This window comes from Mucilaginibacter daejeonensis, from assembly GCF_020783335.1.
Taxonomy (GTDB): domain Bacteria; phylum Bacteroidota; class Bacteroidia; order Sphingobacteriales; family Sphingobacteriaceae; genus Mucilaginibacter; species Mucilaginibacter daejeonensis.
Genome location: NZ_CP086068.1, coordinates 1,672,344 through 1,687,215 on the forward strand (window position 1 = coordinate 1,672,344; position 14,872 = coordinate 1,687,215).

Annotated in this window: 12 protein-coding genes; 6 read left to right on the forward strand and 6 right to left on the reverse strand. The window is 49.6% G+C overall.

Annotated features, from left to right (window positions below):
* Positions 1-17 precede the first annotated feature (17 nt).
* The 6 genes from LLH06_RS07270 to LLH06_RS07295 all read right to left on the reverse strand — a co-directional run bounded on the left by LLH06_RS07270 (position 18) and on the right by LLH06_RS07295 (position 8,336).
* On the reverse strand, positions 18-1,001 hold the full coding sequence (locus LLH06_RS07270; RefSeq protein ID WP_228172606.1) for a glycosyltransferase family 9 protein: 984 nt from the start codon (positions 999-1,001) through the stop codon (positions 18-20).
* 5 nt (positions 1,002-1,006) lie between these two features.
* Positions 1,007-1,981, reverse strand: coding sequence for a glycosyltransferase family 2 protein (locus tag LLH06_RS07275; RefSeq protein ID WP_228172607.1), 975 nt, complete (start codon positions 1,979-1,981; stop codon positions 1,007-1,009).
* Positions 1,978-3,696 carry a carbamoyltransferase family protein gene (locus tag LLH06_RS07280; protein ID WP_228172608.1) on the reverse strand — a complete coding sequence of 573 codons (1,719 nt, stop codon included), beginning with the start codon at positions 3,694-3,696 and terminating at the stop codon, positions 1,978-1,980. The genes LLH06_RS07275 and LLH06_RS07280 overlap by 4 nt, the downstream gene beginning before the upstream one ends.
* Before the next feature lie 210 nt (positions 3,697-3,906).
* A complete protein-coding gene (locus tag LLH06_RS07285; protein WP_228172609.1) occupies positions 3,907-5,415 on the reverse strand; it encodes an MFS transporter in 1,509 nt (502 codons plus the stop codon).
* 343 nt (positions 5,416-5,758) lie between these two features.
* Entirely contained in the window at positions 5,759-6,769 is a 1,011-nt protein-coding gene (locus LLH06_RS07290; protein WP_228172610.1) for an SDR family oxidoreductase, read from the reverse strand.
* A 13-nt stretch (positions 6,770-6,782) separates the two neighbouring features.
* Positions 6,783-8,336: an FAD-dependent oxidoreductase gene (locus tag LLH06_RS07295; RefSeq protein ID WP_228172611.1), complete on the reverse strand. Its 1,554-nt coding sequence runs from the start codon at positions 8,334-8,336 to the stop codon at positions 6,783-6,785.
* 170 nt (positions 8,337-8,506) lie between these two features.
* Between LLH06_RS07295 and LLH06_RS07300 the strand changes: the two genes are divergently transcribed.
* The 6 genes from LLH06_RS07300 to LLH06_RS07325 all read left to right on the forward strand — a co-directional run bounded on the left by LLH06_RS07300 (position 8,507) and on the right by LLH06_RS07325 (position 14,760).
* Entirely contained in the window at positions 8,507-9,670 is a 1,164-nt protein-coding gene (locus LLH06_RS07300) for a zinc-dependent alcohol dehydrogenase (RefSeq protein ID WP_228172612.1), read from the forward strand.
* A gap of 97 nt (positions 9,671-9,767) precedes the next feature.
* Positions 9,768-10,559, forward strand: a complete 792-nt coding sequence (locus LLH06_RS07305; protein WP_228172613.1) for an SDR family NAD(P)-dependent oxidoreductase — start codon at positions 9,768-9,770, stop codon at positions 10,557-10,559.
* 287 nt (positions 10,560-10,846) lie between these two features.
* Entirely contained in the window at positions 10,847-11,806 is a 960-nt protein-coding gene (locus LLH06_RS07310) for a glycosyltransferase family 4 protein (protein ID WP_228172614.1), read from the forward strand.
* Between the two features lie 11 nt (positions 11,807-11,817).
* The gene (locus LLH06_RS07315) at positions 11,818-13,104 is read left to right on the forward strand and encodes a glycosyltransferase family 4 protein (protein WP_228172615.1); all 1,287 of its coding nucleotides are present in this window, start codon (positions 11,818-11,820) and stop codon (positions 13,102-13,104) included.
* Between the two features lie 4 nt (positions 13,105-13,108).
* On the forward strand, positions 13,109-13,672 hold the full coding sequence (locus tag LLH06_RS07320; RefSeq protein WP_228172616.1) for a D-glycero-alpha-D-manno-heptose-1,7-bisphosphate 7-phosphatase: 564 nt from the start codon (positions 13,109-13,111) through the stop codon (positions 13,670-13,672).
* A complete protein-coding gene (locus LLH06_RS07325) occupies positions 13,669-14,760 on the forward strand; it encodes a glycosyltransferase family 9 protein (protein WP_228172617.1) in 1,092 nt (363 codons plus the stop codon). Before LLH06_RS07320 ends, LLH06_RS07325 begins: the two co-directional genes overlap by 4 nt.
* Positions 14,761-14,872: the final 112 nt, after the last annotated feature.

Genomic DNA, 14,872 nt, shown 5'->3' on the forward strand with positions numbered 1-14,872 from the left:
AGGGGTAGAGATGATGATCAAACCACCATCTCTACCGTTTCTCTGAACACCAGATGAAAGTCAGGCGTTTGCAGCCAGTCGATGGTGCGGTGCATGCGTGTATCTATGGGTCCCCAACGGTGAGGCTCGCCATCCATACTGATCACGATGCTTGGCGTTTTAAAAGCAGCGGCCATGTGCGATACGCCTGTACAGTTAGAAATGAGTAGCGCCGCATTTTTGATCAATACACCCACAGCACCCATGCTTGTTTTACCTGAAGTGTTAATGGCTTCATGACGCATGTGGCTTTTAACTTCATTAATGATAGCAGCCTCTTCTTTGGTCCCTGTCAATACTACCTTGTAGCCTTGTTCGGCACAATGGTCGGCAAGTGCAGCAAAATACTGGACAGGCCATTGGCGCCAGGTTCCGCGCGAACCGGGGTGTACACACACGTACCGGCCAGGTTCAATACCCAGATCCAACTCATGATAGGCCTTTTCATCATCGGCCGTTAATGGGAATTCCAGGTCGTGGCCCTGCGATTCTACGCCCAAAAATTCCATCAATCCCAAATGTCGCTCGATCTCATGGCCGCGGTCGGGGTAGGGCATAAATAGCCCGTTATCAGGTGCATAATGTCCTTCAATGGTGTAGCCTGCTGTATATTTAGCACCAAATAGCTCTACCATCGGGTTTACCACTGATCCGTTCCCCTGCATCTGTATTGCCAGGTCATACTTACGGCTTTGCACCTCGGCGAAGAAACGCGTTACGTCCTCTGGCTTAAAAGCCTGCTCGGGCAAGCCGGGATAGCCAGGGAAATGAATGAAGTCGTTAAAATACCGGTCGAATCGTTGTATGAATGAACTGCCCCAAGGCATACCGGCCAGCGTAATTGTGGCGTCAGGATAGGCATTGCGCAAGGCCCTGACAGCCGGGATAATGCAAAGCATGTCGCCCAGTTGCAGGGCCCTGAAAATGATGATGGATCTTATTTCGTTAACGGGAAGTTTCATTGGATTCAAATAAATAGAACACGGTATTTGATAGCGCCATACCATTGCCAATACACAGAGGCAAAAGGTATCACCAGCGAGGTGACCACCATTTCGGTAACATGTTTGGCCGATAGGTCAGTATTTGCCAGGCGTTTGTAAATGAACAACGTTGTGAAGCTAAGCCAGGCCACAATGCCCACTACTAACAATTGTTCGCGCCCGGTCACCAACCCGATCAATAACAGGAGGAACGATAGGATTATCGAGTAGTACAAAAGTGGACTGATCGGTCTTATCTTTTTGCGGAATAGCTTCGGGTGCTTTTTATACAGCAGGGCATCATACATCGTTTTCTTTTGATCCTTGATGCTTACGCCCCAATTAGCGGCCCGAACCGGATGCGTCACCACGGCACCTTTGACCTTTTTGATCTCGATCTTGTTCCTGATCAGGTTGAAATGCAGGTCGCTGTCCTCACGCCAGGCCATACCAAATCGCTCGTCAAAGCCGCCCGCTTTTTCCAAGGCCTTTTTGGTACAAGCACAATTGGCCGTGATGAAATCGGCCGTTTGCAGGTTGGTTGTATTCAGCTCATGGTCAGTAGGGCGGTCGTTCTCTAAAGGTACCACCACACGTCCGGTCAGGGCAACGTCTTGTTCAGGGTCACAGTTGGCCACAATGTGCTGCAGCCAGTGCATGTGCGGTATACAATCATCATCGGTAAAGGCAATGATCTGTCCCTGGGCATTTCTCCAGCCGTGGTTACGTGCCGCGGCCGGGCCCTTTTTTTCAGGTAATTCCACCAGCCGTAAAAGCGGCCTGTCATACCCGGCCCACTGGCCGATCAGTTCCCGGGTGCGCTCGTCAGGTCCGTCGCTGATGATGATCACTTCGTAGCTGCCCTTATCGAACTTTTGCTGCAATAGTGCATCAATGCACTTTTTAAGCAAGTGCGGCCGGCGATAGGTGGGCACGACTACTGATACTACGATGCTCATTTCTCGATCACAAAAGATCCGATCACCAACGCATCGAACGGAGAGGTCCAGAAACATTCTACTGCGTCTCGCGGGGTGCAAACGATCGGTTTGCCAAGGGTGTTGAATGAGGTGTTGACCAAAACGGGTACACCAGTCTTGCGTTGAAAAGCTTTTAACAGGTCGTAATAATTTTTATGCTGATGCTCGTTAATGGTCTGTATACGGGCCGTACCATCGGTATGACGTACCGCTGGGATCTGGTCGGCCTTGTCTGGCTTTACATCATAAACAAAAAGCATGAAAGGCGAATATTGTGCACCCTCGAACCAGTTGGCCGCTTCTTCTTCCAGCACCACCGGAGCTACCGGCCTGAAATCTTCACGGTCCTTAACCTCATTAAGGCGTGCCTGCATCTCCGGCGTGATCGGTGAGGCCAGTATAGAGCGGCTGCCTAATGCCCGCGGACCAAATTCCATGCGGCCCTGGTACCAGCCAATGATCTTGTTCTGTGCCAGTATATCAGCCGTTTCTTCGGCAATGTTGTTCAGCTTACGGTAAGGCACCTTCCACAACTTGAGTGAGCGCTCGATCTCGGCATCGCTATACTCAGGTCCCCAGTAGCAATGGGTCATTTCAAATTTGAGTTCCTGGCTATCGCGTACCTTGGCATCCACATAAAGGGCAGCGCCTAAAGCCGTACCATCATCACCTGAAGCTGGCTGAACCCAAATGTTCTTGAAAGCGCCTTTGTCGCGAATGCGGGCGTTGGCTACGCAGTTGAGTGCCACGCCACCGGCCAAACAAAGATTCTCTTCCCCGGTACGTTGTTGCAACCAACTGGTCAGTTCCAGCATGCTTTCTTCCAAAACTAACTGCAAAGAGTGCGCTATATTGAAGTGATGCGAGGTGAATTCCTCATGGCGTAAACGTTTAGGGCCAAAGCGTTCCTCAAGGCGTTGATCAGTGATGGTATACTGACCGTCCTGGCCCAGCTTCACGATCTCACGGAAATCATCCACGAATTCCGGTTTGCCATAAGAAGCCAGGGCCATTACCTTGTACTCGTCAGACGAATGGAGGAAACCCAGGTAAGTGGTCACATCCTCATAAAGCAGACCCAAAGAGTGTGGCATGTTCACCTGACCGATCCTTTGCAGATCATTACCGTTACCTATGCTGTAAGTGGTGGTGGCCACTTCGCCGCGTCCGTCCACCGTCATTACCGCAGCACTCTTGAACGGTGAGCAATGGAACGCGCTGGCTGCATGAGCTACGTGGTGATCTACAAAATGCCATTTTTCACGCGGGATATTGCAGCCAATAAAGCGTTTTTGAAGATGATGAGGATAACCATCGCGCAGTTGACCCGGTGCATTAATAATCGATGAAAGGAACAGCGGGTCCCAAACGTTCCTAAAGTCATCGCCGAGTTTCGAAGAACCCTCTTCAAAAGGTATCTCTATGGTCGACTTACCTTTGTATTCGTCACCGATCAATTGATACGGGTCGAATGAATAGGCGATATGGTCAATGTCGTTGATATGTATATCAGCTACCTGAAGGCAGTAATTGATCGCATGGAATGGGAGTTCCCAAGTGGAAAAGGGCACCGGCCGTTTACCGTGTTTGAAATGAGTGAAGCGTTCTTCTTCGGTAGCGGCGAGCAGCACGCCATCTTTAATGATACACGCTGCCGAGTCGTGAAATACGGCGTTAATGCCCAATACGTACATGGATGGTAGAGTTTAGTGATGATTTTTAAATTGATCATACTAATTACAAATACCTGATACGCTTGTTTATTAAAACATAAATATTTTAATTATTACTAATTGAAGGTCATCTATTAGGTAAGATCTGCATTATTGTTAATTTTTTATGAACCGCAAACAAGAACGGCCCGCCTATGTTAGGCGGGCCGTTATCTTATAAATTAAGCAAGGTCAAACCATGGTATCGGTATAAGTACCATCATGTTGTGGCCTGAACAAGCGGCTCATGTTTTTGCGTACCACCGTAGAAGGATAGTAGATCCCGTCGGCAACTCGTCGGCCCAAATTAGCACGTAACCTGCTCCGTAACCGCGACCGCATATGCAGCACCAGTTTTTGTCGATCGATCTCGCCGCGCTCCTTCACATTATGGAGTAACCTTAGTGACAGCAGTGCCAGTAGACCACCGATCACAAAGAAGTAGTTCCAGCCTTGCAAGGCCAATAGTTTGATATCCTCCACACCATGAGCGCTTGTCCACTGGATGGTCCAGTTAAGTTGATGGCTGGCAAAAAAATCTGCCAGCGAGCCACCGATCATTGGGGCGATCGTCGAGAAGAAAGCCACCAGCATATTTTTGGTAGATATATAGGCGATGGCCTCACTGTTAGGGGCCAGTTTGATGCCAATATTAGAGATAGCCAGGTTGATACCCGCAGTAGACACTCCACTCAAAATGTGGATCACGGCCAGCATAGTAAGCATGGCGTTGGAGTTACCCGGCATAGCCGTAAAGGCGAAGGCGATGATACATGCCACATAAGTAGGACCGCAAATGCCAATGATGTTCTTGTTGCTGAAACGGTCAGAATAACGGCCCCAGAGTTTAAGCGAGATGATGCTGCTGATCTGACCAACGATGCCCAGACCAATGATGTATGCCACAGATATGCCCAGCGTGCGCATCATGTACACCGCAAAGAAAGGCGTAGCCAGATTGAGTGCGAATGCCCAAAATGAATTAAAAATAAGCAGGTTACGGAAATTGGTGTTGCGTAACGGTTTGCTGAAAAGGGTGAACAACTTATCATTGATCACGGCTGCCTTAGGTTCTGGTGTGCGCAATAGCAAGCCCACGCTGATCATGCCTAATACCCCACCCAGCATGAATAGCAGGTTATAGGTCAGTATCTCATAATGCGGGTAATGCGTCTTCACATAGTCGATGCCAACGGCGGTGGCCAGGCTCAGGGTCACGTTAAGGGTTTGCGCCAGGCGGCTTCTTTTAGAGAAGAACGAGCCAAGGCGTTCGCCGGGGATCAGGTCCTTCATCCACGAGTTCCAGGCCGCACCACCGATATCACCGAAGATGTGCTGAAAGAACAGCAGCATGATCAGCACCTGTACGCTGGTGCCTTTGGTGAAAAGGAAAGGGATCACGCCAATGGCCAGCAATGGCAACCGCGCTAAAAAGTTGAACAACGCCGTCACCGCTTTACGGTTGTTGAAGCGTTGCACCATCCAGATGGCAGCCAGCTGGAACATGGTGGTGAAAGTGGGCAAAGCGGCCAGGATACCCAACTGAAAGTTGGTAGCCCCCATGTTAAGGGCCATGGCGGTCAAAAAAGTGCCACTGGTAAACACTACCATGGCTTCGGCCGATAGGCCGTCGGCAATTACCAGATCAAGGCCTCTGTTCAATTGAACGGCCGAGATCTTCTCAGAAGGACGTAAGTTCATACCATACGGCGCTATAAGCAGCGCCTGTTCTGCGTTTAATTAATAGTTTTTAAATAGGGGGTAGCCGGTATTACCCGGCTGATCCAATAACAGCAAAACATCTGCCTTATTGCGTTAAATGCAGATATTTGCCGTAAAAATAAGTTTTTACGCAGTTCTTGCCCATAAGTTAACCCTGAGCGTACATTGATGACCTTTAATTGATAAAATAGCAAGGAACGGATCTGCACAAAACGGGGCATCGCTTCCGAGGAAGCGATGCCCCACTTGACTATGCGATGCGACTAAAAACAAAAAGCGCCTCAATGCTGAGGCGCTTTTTGTCAGATATACTTCCAGACGCTTATGGCTGGCCAGCACCGCCCGATGATCCGTAGATCGCACCGGTGGCAAAGCTGCCATCATTAGCGGCAAGCTGCACATAGATCGAGGCCAGCTCGGCTGGTTGGCCTGGGCGGCCGAATACCGTTTGACTACCAAAATTCTTAAGCTTTTCCATGCTGGCGCCGCCGCTCACTTGTAGTGGTGTCCATATCGGTCCAGGGGCCACGCCGTTCACACGGATGCCTTTAGGACCCAATTGCTTTGCTAACGATTTAACGTAGTTCATGGTAGCGGCCTTGGTTTGCGCGTAGTCATATAGGTCGGGTGTAGGGTCATAGGCCTGCTCAGAGGTAGTACCGATGATCACCGAACCCGGTTTTAAATGTGGCAATGCCGCTTTAATGGTCCAAAAAGGTGCATAAATGTTGGTCTTCATGGTCCAGTCGAATTGCTCAGAGCTGATATCCATGATGGACTGGTGCGCCTGCTGCCTGCCGGCGTTGTTCACCAATATGTCCAATCCACCAAGAGCGTTCACTGCATCCTGTACCATTTTTTGGCAAAAGGCCTCGTCGCGCAGATCGCCCGGTATGGCCACCGCTTTACGGCCGGCCGCACGTATCAGTTCTACCACTTCTTTAGCATCAGGTTCTTCGGTTGGGTAGTAGTTGATGGCCACGTCGGCACCTTCGCGGGCGTAGGCAATGGCCGCTGCACGGCCCATACCTGAGTCACCACCGGTAATAAGGGCTTTACGGCCCATCAAACGGCCCGAGCCTTTGTAGCTTTTCTCGCCATGGTCGGGGCGAGGGTTCATCTTACTCACCAAGCCCGGCCACGGTTGTGATTGCTCCTGGAACGGTGGTTTAGGATATTTGGTGGTCGGATCCTCTAAAACAGGACCGGCCGGGTAGTTCGGTGTCACTGCACTATCCGTAGCGCCTAATACGGGTGATACGGCAGCTACCGCCAGGCCCGCACCTAATCCGCCCACCAATTGGCGTCGTGTTAGTTTTTCATGTTCATTCATCGGTATATGTAGTTTAGTTAGATGTTTCAGGTAATTCGATCTGTTCAAGGTCCTTAGTGGCCGGGCCTGTCACTACTTTGCCATCAATGTCATAGCGGGCGCCGTGGCAAGGGCAGTCCCAGCTTTTCTCGCAGGCGTTCCAGGCCACGTTACAGCCCATGTGGGTGCAAACCGGGCTTAAAGCGTGTACCTTGCCAGCGTCATCTTTGTAGGCAGCCAGTTTTTGACCATCAATATCGATCAGTTTGCCGGTGCCGGGTTCCAGTTCATTGAAGCTGTCCAGATGTTGGCCCTTGAACTTGTCGGCCACAAAGTGGTAAGCTACATCGGCATTCTCTTTTATAAATTCCGTAAAGCCATCGATCGGCTTCATCCTTTTTGCGTTAAACAACTCTGTCAAAGGGTTCTCGTTCCCAAGGATCATATCGGCAAGTATCGCACCGCTCACGCTGCCCAGCATCATACCGTTACCGTTATAACCGGTAGCGCAGTAGGTGCCATCGGCCTGTAGAGGCATTTGGCCAACGTAAGGCAAACCATCCACCGGCACATAATATTGCGACGACCACTTGTACACTACGCTTTTAACATTGTAGTACTGCCTCACATAATTTTCCAGGTCATCAAATGCCTGTTCTGGGTCGTCATGGCCGGTCTTGTGATCATTGCCACCCACCAATAATAATTTTTGACCGTTCACCACATGCGAGCGGAAGTAGTGGTAAGGCTCCTGTAGGTCGTAGATCAGCGCATCGGGAACATCTTCGTGGTCAACCAATTCAACTCCCAGCACATAGCTGCGGTATGGGGCACATTTCATGTTGAACACATTGATATGTGGCGGCATGTGGGTAGCATAGATCACGTTGCTGGCTTTGATGGTGCCATTTGCCGTGGTAGCCGTGTGCACACCCTCATGGCATTGTACCTCATTCACCATCGTATGTTGCAGGATCACGCCGCCGGCTTTCAGGTATTCGTTAGCCAGAGCGCTCAAATATTTTAACGGGTCAAATTGTGCCTGACCGTCCAGCATTACAGCCTTTTGGTAGGGCACTTTTACCGGTACTTCATTCACATATTCGATCGCTACTCCTACTTTGGTAGCACCATCGTAAAGATCTTTCAATTGTTTTTCCTGTTCGTCATCCTCGGCATAAACATAACCGGGGCGGGTCTCGAGGTCGCAGTTGATCTTGTACTCAGCCACATTATCGGTGATGGTATGGTATCCATCCAGTATCGCCTGTTTGAATAGCTTGGCGCCTTCTTCTCCAAAAGCGCTTTCAGCCTCAGTGTAAGTGGTGTCGGCAAAAGTATTGATATGGGCGCTGGTACCACCGGTGGTGCCATAACCAATAGTAAAGGCCTCGGCCACTACCGTGCGTTTGCCTGCGGTCTGTAACTTCAATGCAGCCGTAAGTCCCGTGATACCTGCACCAACGATCAGCACATCATAAACGGTGCGTTCGTTAGCATGCATGACCGGGATAGACGTTTTGACCGAGCGCTGCCACGGGCTTATCTGGCGGCCGTCTCTGTTTAGCGTAGATACTTTGCTTTTCATGGAGTGATCGTTTGTAAAGCAACTACAACAGAACAATAACTTGTGTTTGAAAGGTTGTTATTTATAGTATTTATTTTATCGTTTTAATTAAGTGTTTCCAAACCAACGAGGCTAAATGGTGTTGAAACATCAACTAAACATTGTTGAAATTCAACTTTAAATTAAAACCTATGAAAGCAGCAGTTTTTCACAAACCGGGCGACATCAGTGTCGACACGGTGGATGACCCGAAGATCGAGGATGCCAATGACGTGGTGCTTAAAGTAACATCGACAGCGATATGCGGTTCTGATCTTCACATTTTGAGTGGCGGCGTGCCGCAAGCCAGCGACCTGGTAATGGGCCACGAGTTCATGGGGATAGTGGAAGAGGTCGGTCCGTCCGTGAAAAAACTTAAGGTGGGCGATCGCGTGGTGGTACCATTCCCCATAGCATGCGGGCATTGTTTTTTTTGTACCCACGGTGCCTCGCCAGCTTGTGAGAACTCCAACCACAAACATTACGGACCCGATGGCGACCTGACCGATAAAAAAGGTGGCGCCTTATACGGTTACACTGATCTGTACGGCGGCTACTCGGGCGGCCAGGCAGAGTATGTGCGGGTGCCTTACGCCGATGTAAGTCCGCGTATCGTTCCTGATGATCTGACCGACGAGCAGGTGTTGTTCTTGACAGATATATTCCCTACAGGATGGTCGGCCATTGACTGGGCGCAACTGAAAGGCGGCGAGACCGTGGCCATTTTTGGTTGCGGACCTGTAGGCCTGATGGCTCAAAAGGCTGCCTGGTTGAACGGCGCAGGCCGCGTGATCGCGATCGATCCGGTTAATTACCGTTTGGAGAAGGCCAAGGCGGTGAACAAGGTGGAGACTCTGAACCCGAACGATGTGGATGTGGTAGAAGCCATACGCCAAATGACCGGTGGCCGCGGTGCCGACGTGTGCGTGGATGCCGTAGGCTTTGAGCCCGAGCGTGGTGTGATGGACCGCATCAAATCGGCCGTTAACTTTGAGGTGGGCAGCATGAAGGTGTTGGATATGGCCTTCAAAGCGGTAAGGCGCTATGGCACCGTGACCGTGATGGGCGTGTATGGTTCGCCTTACGACAACTTCCCGATGCACCGCATCTTCGATAAAGGTATCACCATTCGCCAGGGACAGGCTCCGGTACTTAATTACATTGACCATTTGATCGATCTGGTAAAGCAAGGCAAAGTGGTGCTGGATGATATCATCAGTCATACCCTGCCATTGAGCGAAGCCGCAAAAGGTTACGAGATATTTCAGAAAAAACAAGACGACTGTACCAAGGTGGTATTGAAACCTTGGTCGTGATGAAGGTACCCCAAATAAAGGGTAAGGATCCAAACATAATTATTCACTTAAAATTTCTTCAATTTCCCCTTAATGGGATGTAAAGGAGGCTTATATTATGAATGCCAAACAATGCGCATTGATCACCGGGGCCACCAGTGGTATCGGTTTAGAGTTGGCCAAACTTTTTGCGGCCGATGGTTATGATCTGGTGTTAGTGGCTCGCGATCAGCAAGGTCTTGATTCCACGGCATCGTTATTAAAGCAAACAGGCATCGAGGTGACCACCATCTCCAAAGACCTATTCGACCGCCAGGCAGCATTTGATCTGTATGATGAGGTTATACGAAAAGGCATCCGGGTAGATGTATTGGTGAATGATGCTGGCCAAGGCCTTTACGGCGAGTTCAAGGATAACGACATTGAACGAGAGCTCAAGATCATTGACCTGAACATAGGTTCGCTCGTGATCCTCACCAAGTGCTTCCTGAAAGATATGGTGAGCCGTAACGAAGGTAAGATCTTGAACCTGGCTTCGATCGCCAGTAAAGTTCCGGGTCCATGGCAGGCAGTATACCATGCTACCAAGGCGTTCGTGTTGTCATTCAGCGAATCTATCCGCGAGGAGTTGAAAGATACCAATATCACCGTGACCGCCTTGTTACCGGGCGCTACCGATACCGATTTCTTTAATAAGGCCGGTATGCAGGAAAGCCGCATCGTGCAGGATAAAAGTTCATTAAGTGATGCCGCGGATGTAGCTAAAGATGGTTATGAGGCAATGAAGGATGATAAAGACAAAGTGATATCAGGGTTTAAGAACAAAGTACAGATCGCCATGAGCAACCTGACTCCGGACCCTGCCGTGGCGCACATGATGAACGAACAACAAAAACCGGTGAACGAATAATATGACCCACCGGCAAGTAAAGGCTCCCGCCATCACGGGGGCCTTTTTTGTGCTCAAGTTGTGTTACAGAATTGTTCTAACAAATAAACGATTTAACAAGATCCATCTGGCTACAGCAGAATGATCTAATTATTGGTAAAATAATGACATTAATATGGTTAAAAATTGCCATTTTAATAATTAAAAGCTGAGATATTTAATTAAGAAAAATATTTTAAAACTAATAAGTAAAAACGGTGTCTTTATTTGCACACTCAAGTGCGAGTGAAATAAACACTACAAAACTTATGAGAATATTTACCTGGCATATACATGGTAGTTACCTTTTCTACCTATCGCAGGGAAATTATACCATTTATATTCCTACTAAACCTGAAAAAACAGAAGGTTATTACGGTAGGGGAGAGACCTTCCCATTCGGTCCAAATGTGATCGAGATACCCGCCGAGGAGGTGAGGAACCATGAGTTCGATTGCATCGTATTCCAAACCAATCAAAATTACTTAAAAGATCAGCACGAGATATTGAGCGAGGAGCAACGGGCCTTGCCGAAGGTGTACATCGAGCATGACCCTCCACGCCAGCATCCTACTGATACTAAACATATTTTAGACACACCCGACGTGACGTTAGTGCATGTTACCCACTTTAACCGTTTGATGTGGGATAGCAACAGCACTCCAACACGCGTGATCGAGCATGGTGTTACCACTTCACCTGTAAAATATAAAGGCGACCTGAACAAAGGTATTGTAGTGATCAATAACCTGCCTACCCGGGGCCGCTTACTGGGTGCCGATGTGTTCTTGCAAGTGCGCGATCAGGTGCCTTTGGATCTGGTAGGCATGAACACCGGCAACTGGGGTTTGGGCGAGGTGCTGCATCCTCAACTGCCCGATTTCCAGAGCCGCTACCGGTTCTTTTTTAACCCGATACGATACACCAGCCTGGGGCTGGCCATTTGCGAGGCTATGATGATGGGGATACCCGTTGTTGGCCTGGCCACTACCGAACTTTCGGCCGTGATAGAGAATAGTCACTCCGGCTTTATACATACCGATGTTGACTATTTGATCGACAAGATGAATTTATTGATAGCTGATCCTCAATTGGCCCGCGAGATAGGCAATAACGGTCGCGAAGTGGCACTCAAGCGCTTCAACATACAACGTTTTGCCAACGACTGGGAGAATTTATTTGCCGAAGTTACCGCTACGAGAACTAACGCCGACCTGCTATCGGCCTAAAAACGTTTGTTATGAATACGCAGCAAAAAAGGATTGCTTTCATCAGCGAACATGCATCGCCGTTGGCCAGTTTAGGAGGAGTTGATACCGGTGGCCAAAATGTTTATGTTGCTCAATTAGCCAAGCATCTGGCCTCACAAGGTTACCAGGTAGATGTTTTTACCCGCCGCGAAAAAGAGGATGCTCCTGAGATCGTGAATTGGGTACGTGGCGTAAGGGTGATCAATGTTACCGCTGGCCCTGCTCAAATCATCATCAAAGAAGACATCCTTCAATATATGGATGATTTCCGCGATAATATGATTGCTTTCATCATTGATCAGCAATTGCATTATACGCTTGTTCATGCCAATTTTTTCATGTCGGCCCTGGTGGCCATGGGCATCAAAAAGGAGTTGGATATACCATTCGCAGTAACCTTCCATGCTTTAGGGCATGTAAGGCGCATTCATCAGGCCGAGGCCGACAAGTTCCCGGCGGAGCGTTTACTGATCGAGGAGCTGGCCGTGCAACAGGCGGACCGCATTATTGCCGAATGCCCTCAGGATAAAGAGGACCTGATCAATTACTACAACGCACCTGAGGATAAGATCACCATCATTCCTTGTGGTTTCAGTTCGTCGGAGTTTTACCCGATAGATAAAGAATGTGCCCGCAAGATCACCGGCTTGCCGCAAAACGAGCATATCCTGCTTCAACTGGGTCGCATGGTACCCCGCAAAGGCATCGATAATGTGATCCGTGCTTTAGGTAAAATGAAGCATACCGGTAAACCGGTCAAACTGGTAGTAGTAGGGGGGGAGTGCGAAGAACTGGAAGAAGAAACTTGTCCTGAGTTTGCCCGCTTAATGGACGTGGTACGCCAGAACGGTGTGGAAGGTTCAGTGATCTTCACTGGCCGTAAGGACCGCAGTGAGTTGAAATATTACTATGCTGCTGCCGATGTGTTCATCACCACACCGTGGTACGAGCCATTCGGTATCACGCCACTGGAAGCTATGGCATGCGGCACACCAGTGATCGGTTCAAATGTAGGCGGCATCAAATACAGTGTTGCCGACGGCGAGACCGGTTGGTTAGTGCCTCCGCACGACCCTGAAGCTCTGGCCGATAAACTTGACGAGGTGATCGGCGATGGAGTAGAGCTTTACCGTGCCGGCGATAACGCCATTAAGCGCGTGAACGAACACTTCACCTGGGCCGAGGTGGCCCGCCAGGTGCACTTGTTATATCGCAACATGCAACCGGTGATCGCCAGGCCGCTGGTGACCCTGAGCAGTAACGAACAGGCCGCTTGATCCCATGAACAAGGCGATATTTTTAGATAAGGACGGTACGCTGATACCTGATATCCCGTACAACGTAGACCCTGCGCTGATCACCCTGCAACCGGGCAGCGCAGATGGCTTACAGCGGCTATTGGAGAATGGCTACATTTTTATCGTCATTACCAACCAATCGGGCGTGGCCAGGGGAATGTTCCATGAACATGACCTCCAGGCGGTAGAACAGCGTATGCAAGAACTGTTGGCCACGGTCAACATCCCGCTAACGGCATTCTATTATTGTCCGCACCATCCGGACGGCACGGTGACCAGCCTGAATATCAAGTGTGATTGCCGCAAGCCTTTACCGGGAATGATCCTACGTGCCGCGCGCGAACATAATATCGAACTTTCGTCATCCTGGATGATCGGTGACATTTTAAATGATGTAGAAGCGGGGAATCGTGCCGGATGTAAGACTGTGCTTATCGATAACGGCAACGAGACCGAGTGGCTGCCCGGCCCATTCCGCACGCCCACTTATACTTGCCACAGCATCGATCAGGCGGCTAACGAGATACTAAGTCTGCAACTTGCATGAGCTGGAAAGAGGTCAGGAAAATATTGGTGATCAAGCCCGATAACATGGGCGATCTTATCATGAGCGGTCCGGCCATAAGGGCGTTAAAAGAGACCTTTAATGCTCATATCACCGTACTTACCTCAAGTATGGCAAGCGGTATAGCCAAGCTCATGCCTGCTATTGACGATGTATTGGTAGTTGACCTTCCGTGGGTCAAAACTGCTGACCGGCCGAATCCTTCAGTGTTTCAGCAGGTCGTTTCTATGATCAGCGAAGGTGAGTTCGATGCTGCTGTTATCTTTACCGTATTTAGCCAAAATCCTTTACCCACTGCCATGCTGGCCTACCTGGCCGGCATACCGCGCATACTGGCTTACTGCCGCGAAAATCCATATCATCTGATCACCGACTGGGTTCCTGACCAGGAGCCCTATGAATTGATCAAACACCAGGTACGCCGCGATCTTGACCTGGTGGCCGCTATTGGTGCAACACCGCAAAGCGAGCATCTGCAACTGATGAAAGACCCGGCCCTGAACACGATAGTAGAGGGTAAAATGACCAGCAACGGTATAGATGTTGGCAAGCCCTGGATGCTGTTACACGCCGGTGTCAGTGAGCAAAAAAGGCAATATCCTACAGAGCATTGGATACAGGTAGGTAAGCAAGTTATAGCGCAAGGATATCAGGTGATCTTGACAGGTTCCGGCTCCGAAACACTACTGGCCGCCGAACTGGCCGATCAGATCGGTGCTGGAGCTATAAGTATGGCCGGCATGTTCCCCATAGCTGAATTTGTTGAGTTGATCAGGATTGCACCAGCGTTGTTGTCGGTCAATACGGGTACTATACATATAGCGGCCGCTTGCCAAACGCCTGTGGTGGTGCTTTACGCACAAACCAATCCTCAACATACCCCATGGAACTGCCCTTCGGTGGTATTAGAATATAGTGTACCCCAACACTTACGCAGTAACAACGAGGTGATCGCACACCTCAACCGCACGCTGTACGATCAGTACAAGGCCGCCCCTGATGCTCATGAAGTGATATCGGCCGTGATACAGGTCACCTCAGGCATAACAGCCAACAACTATCAGGAATAACCGAACGTTCCCAACGAAAGATCTCATATATTAGACGGCTATAAATGACCTGTTATGGTAATATCGTACAGGGCAGTATATGGTAGCTGGCTAAGTATGTCGAACGATCTTC

Coding starts and splice junctions, on each gene's coding strand:
- LLH06_RS07270 (WP_228172606.1), bottom strand. CDS start 1,001: ATGAAACTTCCCGTTAACGAAATAAGATCCATCATCATTTTCAGGGCC.
- LLH06_RS07275 (WP_228172607.1), bottom strand. CDS start 1,981: ATGAGCATCGTAGTATCAGTAGTCGTGCCCACCTATCGCCGGCCGCAC.
- LLH06_RS07280 (WP_228172608.1), bottom strand. CDS start 3,696: ATGTACGTATTGGGCATTAACGCCGTATTTCACGACTCGGCAGCGTGT.
- LLH06_RS07285 (WP_228172609.1), bottom strand. CDS start 5,415: ATGAACTTACGTCCTTCTGAGAAGATCTCGGCCGTTCAATTGAACAGA.
- LLH06_RS07290 (WP_228172610.1), bottom strand. CDS start 6,769: ATGAATGAACATGAAAAACTAACACGACGCCAATTGGTGGGCGGATTA.
- LLH06_RS07295 (WP_228172611.1), bottom strand. CDS start 8,336: ATGAAAAGCAAAGTATCTACGCTAAACAGAGACGGCCGCCAGATAAGC.
- LLH06_RS07300 (WP_228172612.1), top strand. CDS start 8,507: ATGAAAGCAGCAGTTTTTCACAAACCGGGCGACATCAGTGTCGACACG.
- LLH06_RS07305 (WP_228172613.1), top strand. CDS start 9,768: ATGAATGCCAAACAATGCGCATTGATCACCGGGGCCACCAGTGGTATC.
- LLH06_RS07310 (WP_228172614.1), top strand. CDS start 10,847: ATGAGAATATTTACCTGGCATATACATGGTAGTTACCTTTTCTACCTA.
- LLH06_RS07315 (WP_228172615.1), top strand. CDS start 11,818: ATGAATACGCAGCAAAAAAGGATTGCTTTCATCAGCGAACATGCATCG.
- LLH06_RS07320 (WP_228172616.1), top strand. CDS start 13,109: ATGAACAAGGCGATATTTTTAGATAAGGACGGTACGCTGATACCTGAT.
- LLH06_RS07325 (WP_228172617.1), top strand. CDS start 13,669: ATGAGCTGGAAAGAGGTCAGGAAAATATTGGTGATCAAGCCCGATAAC.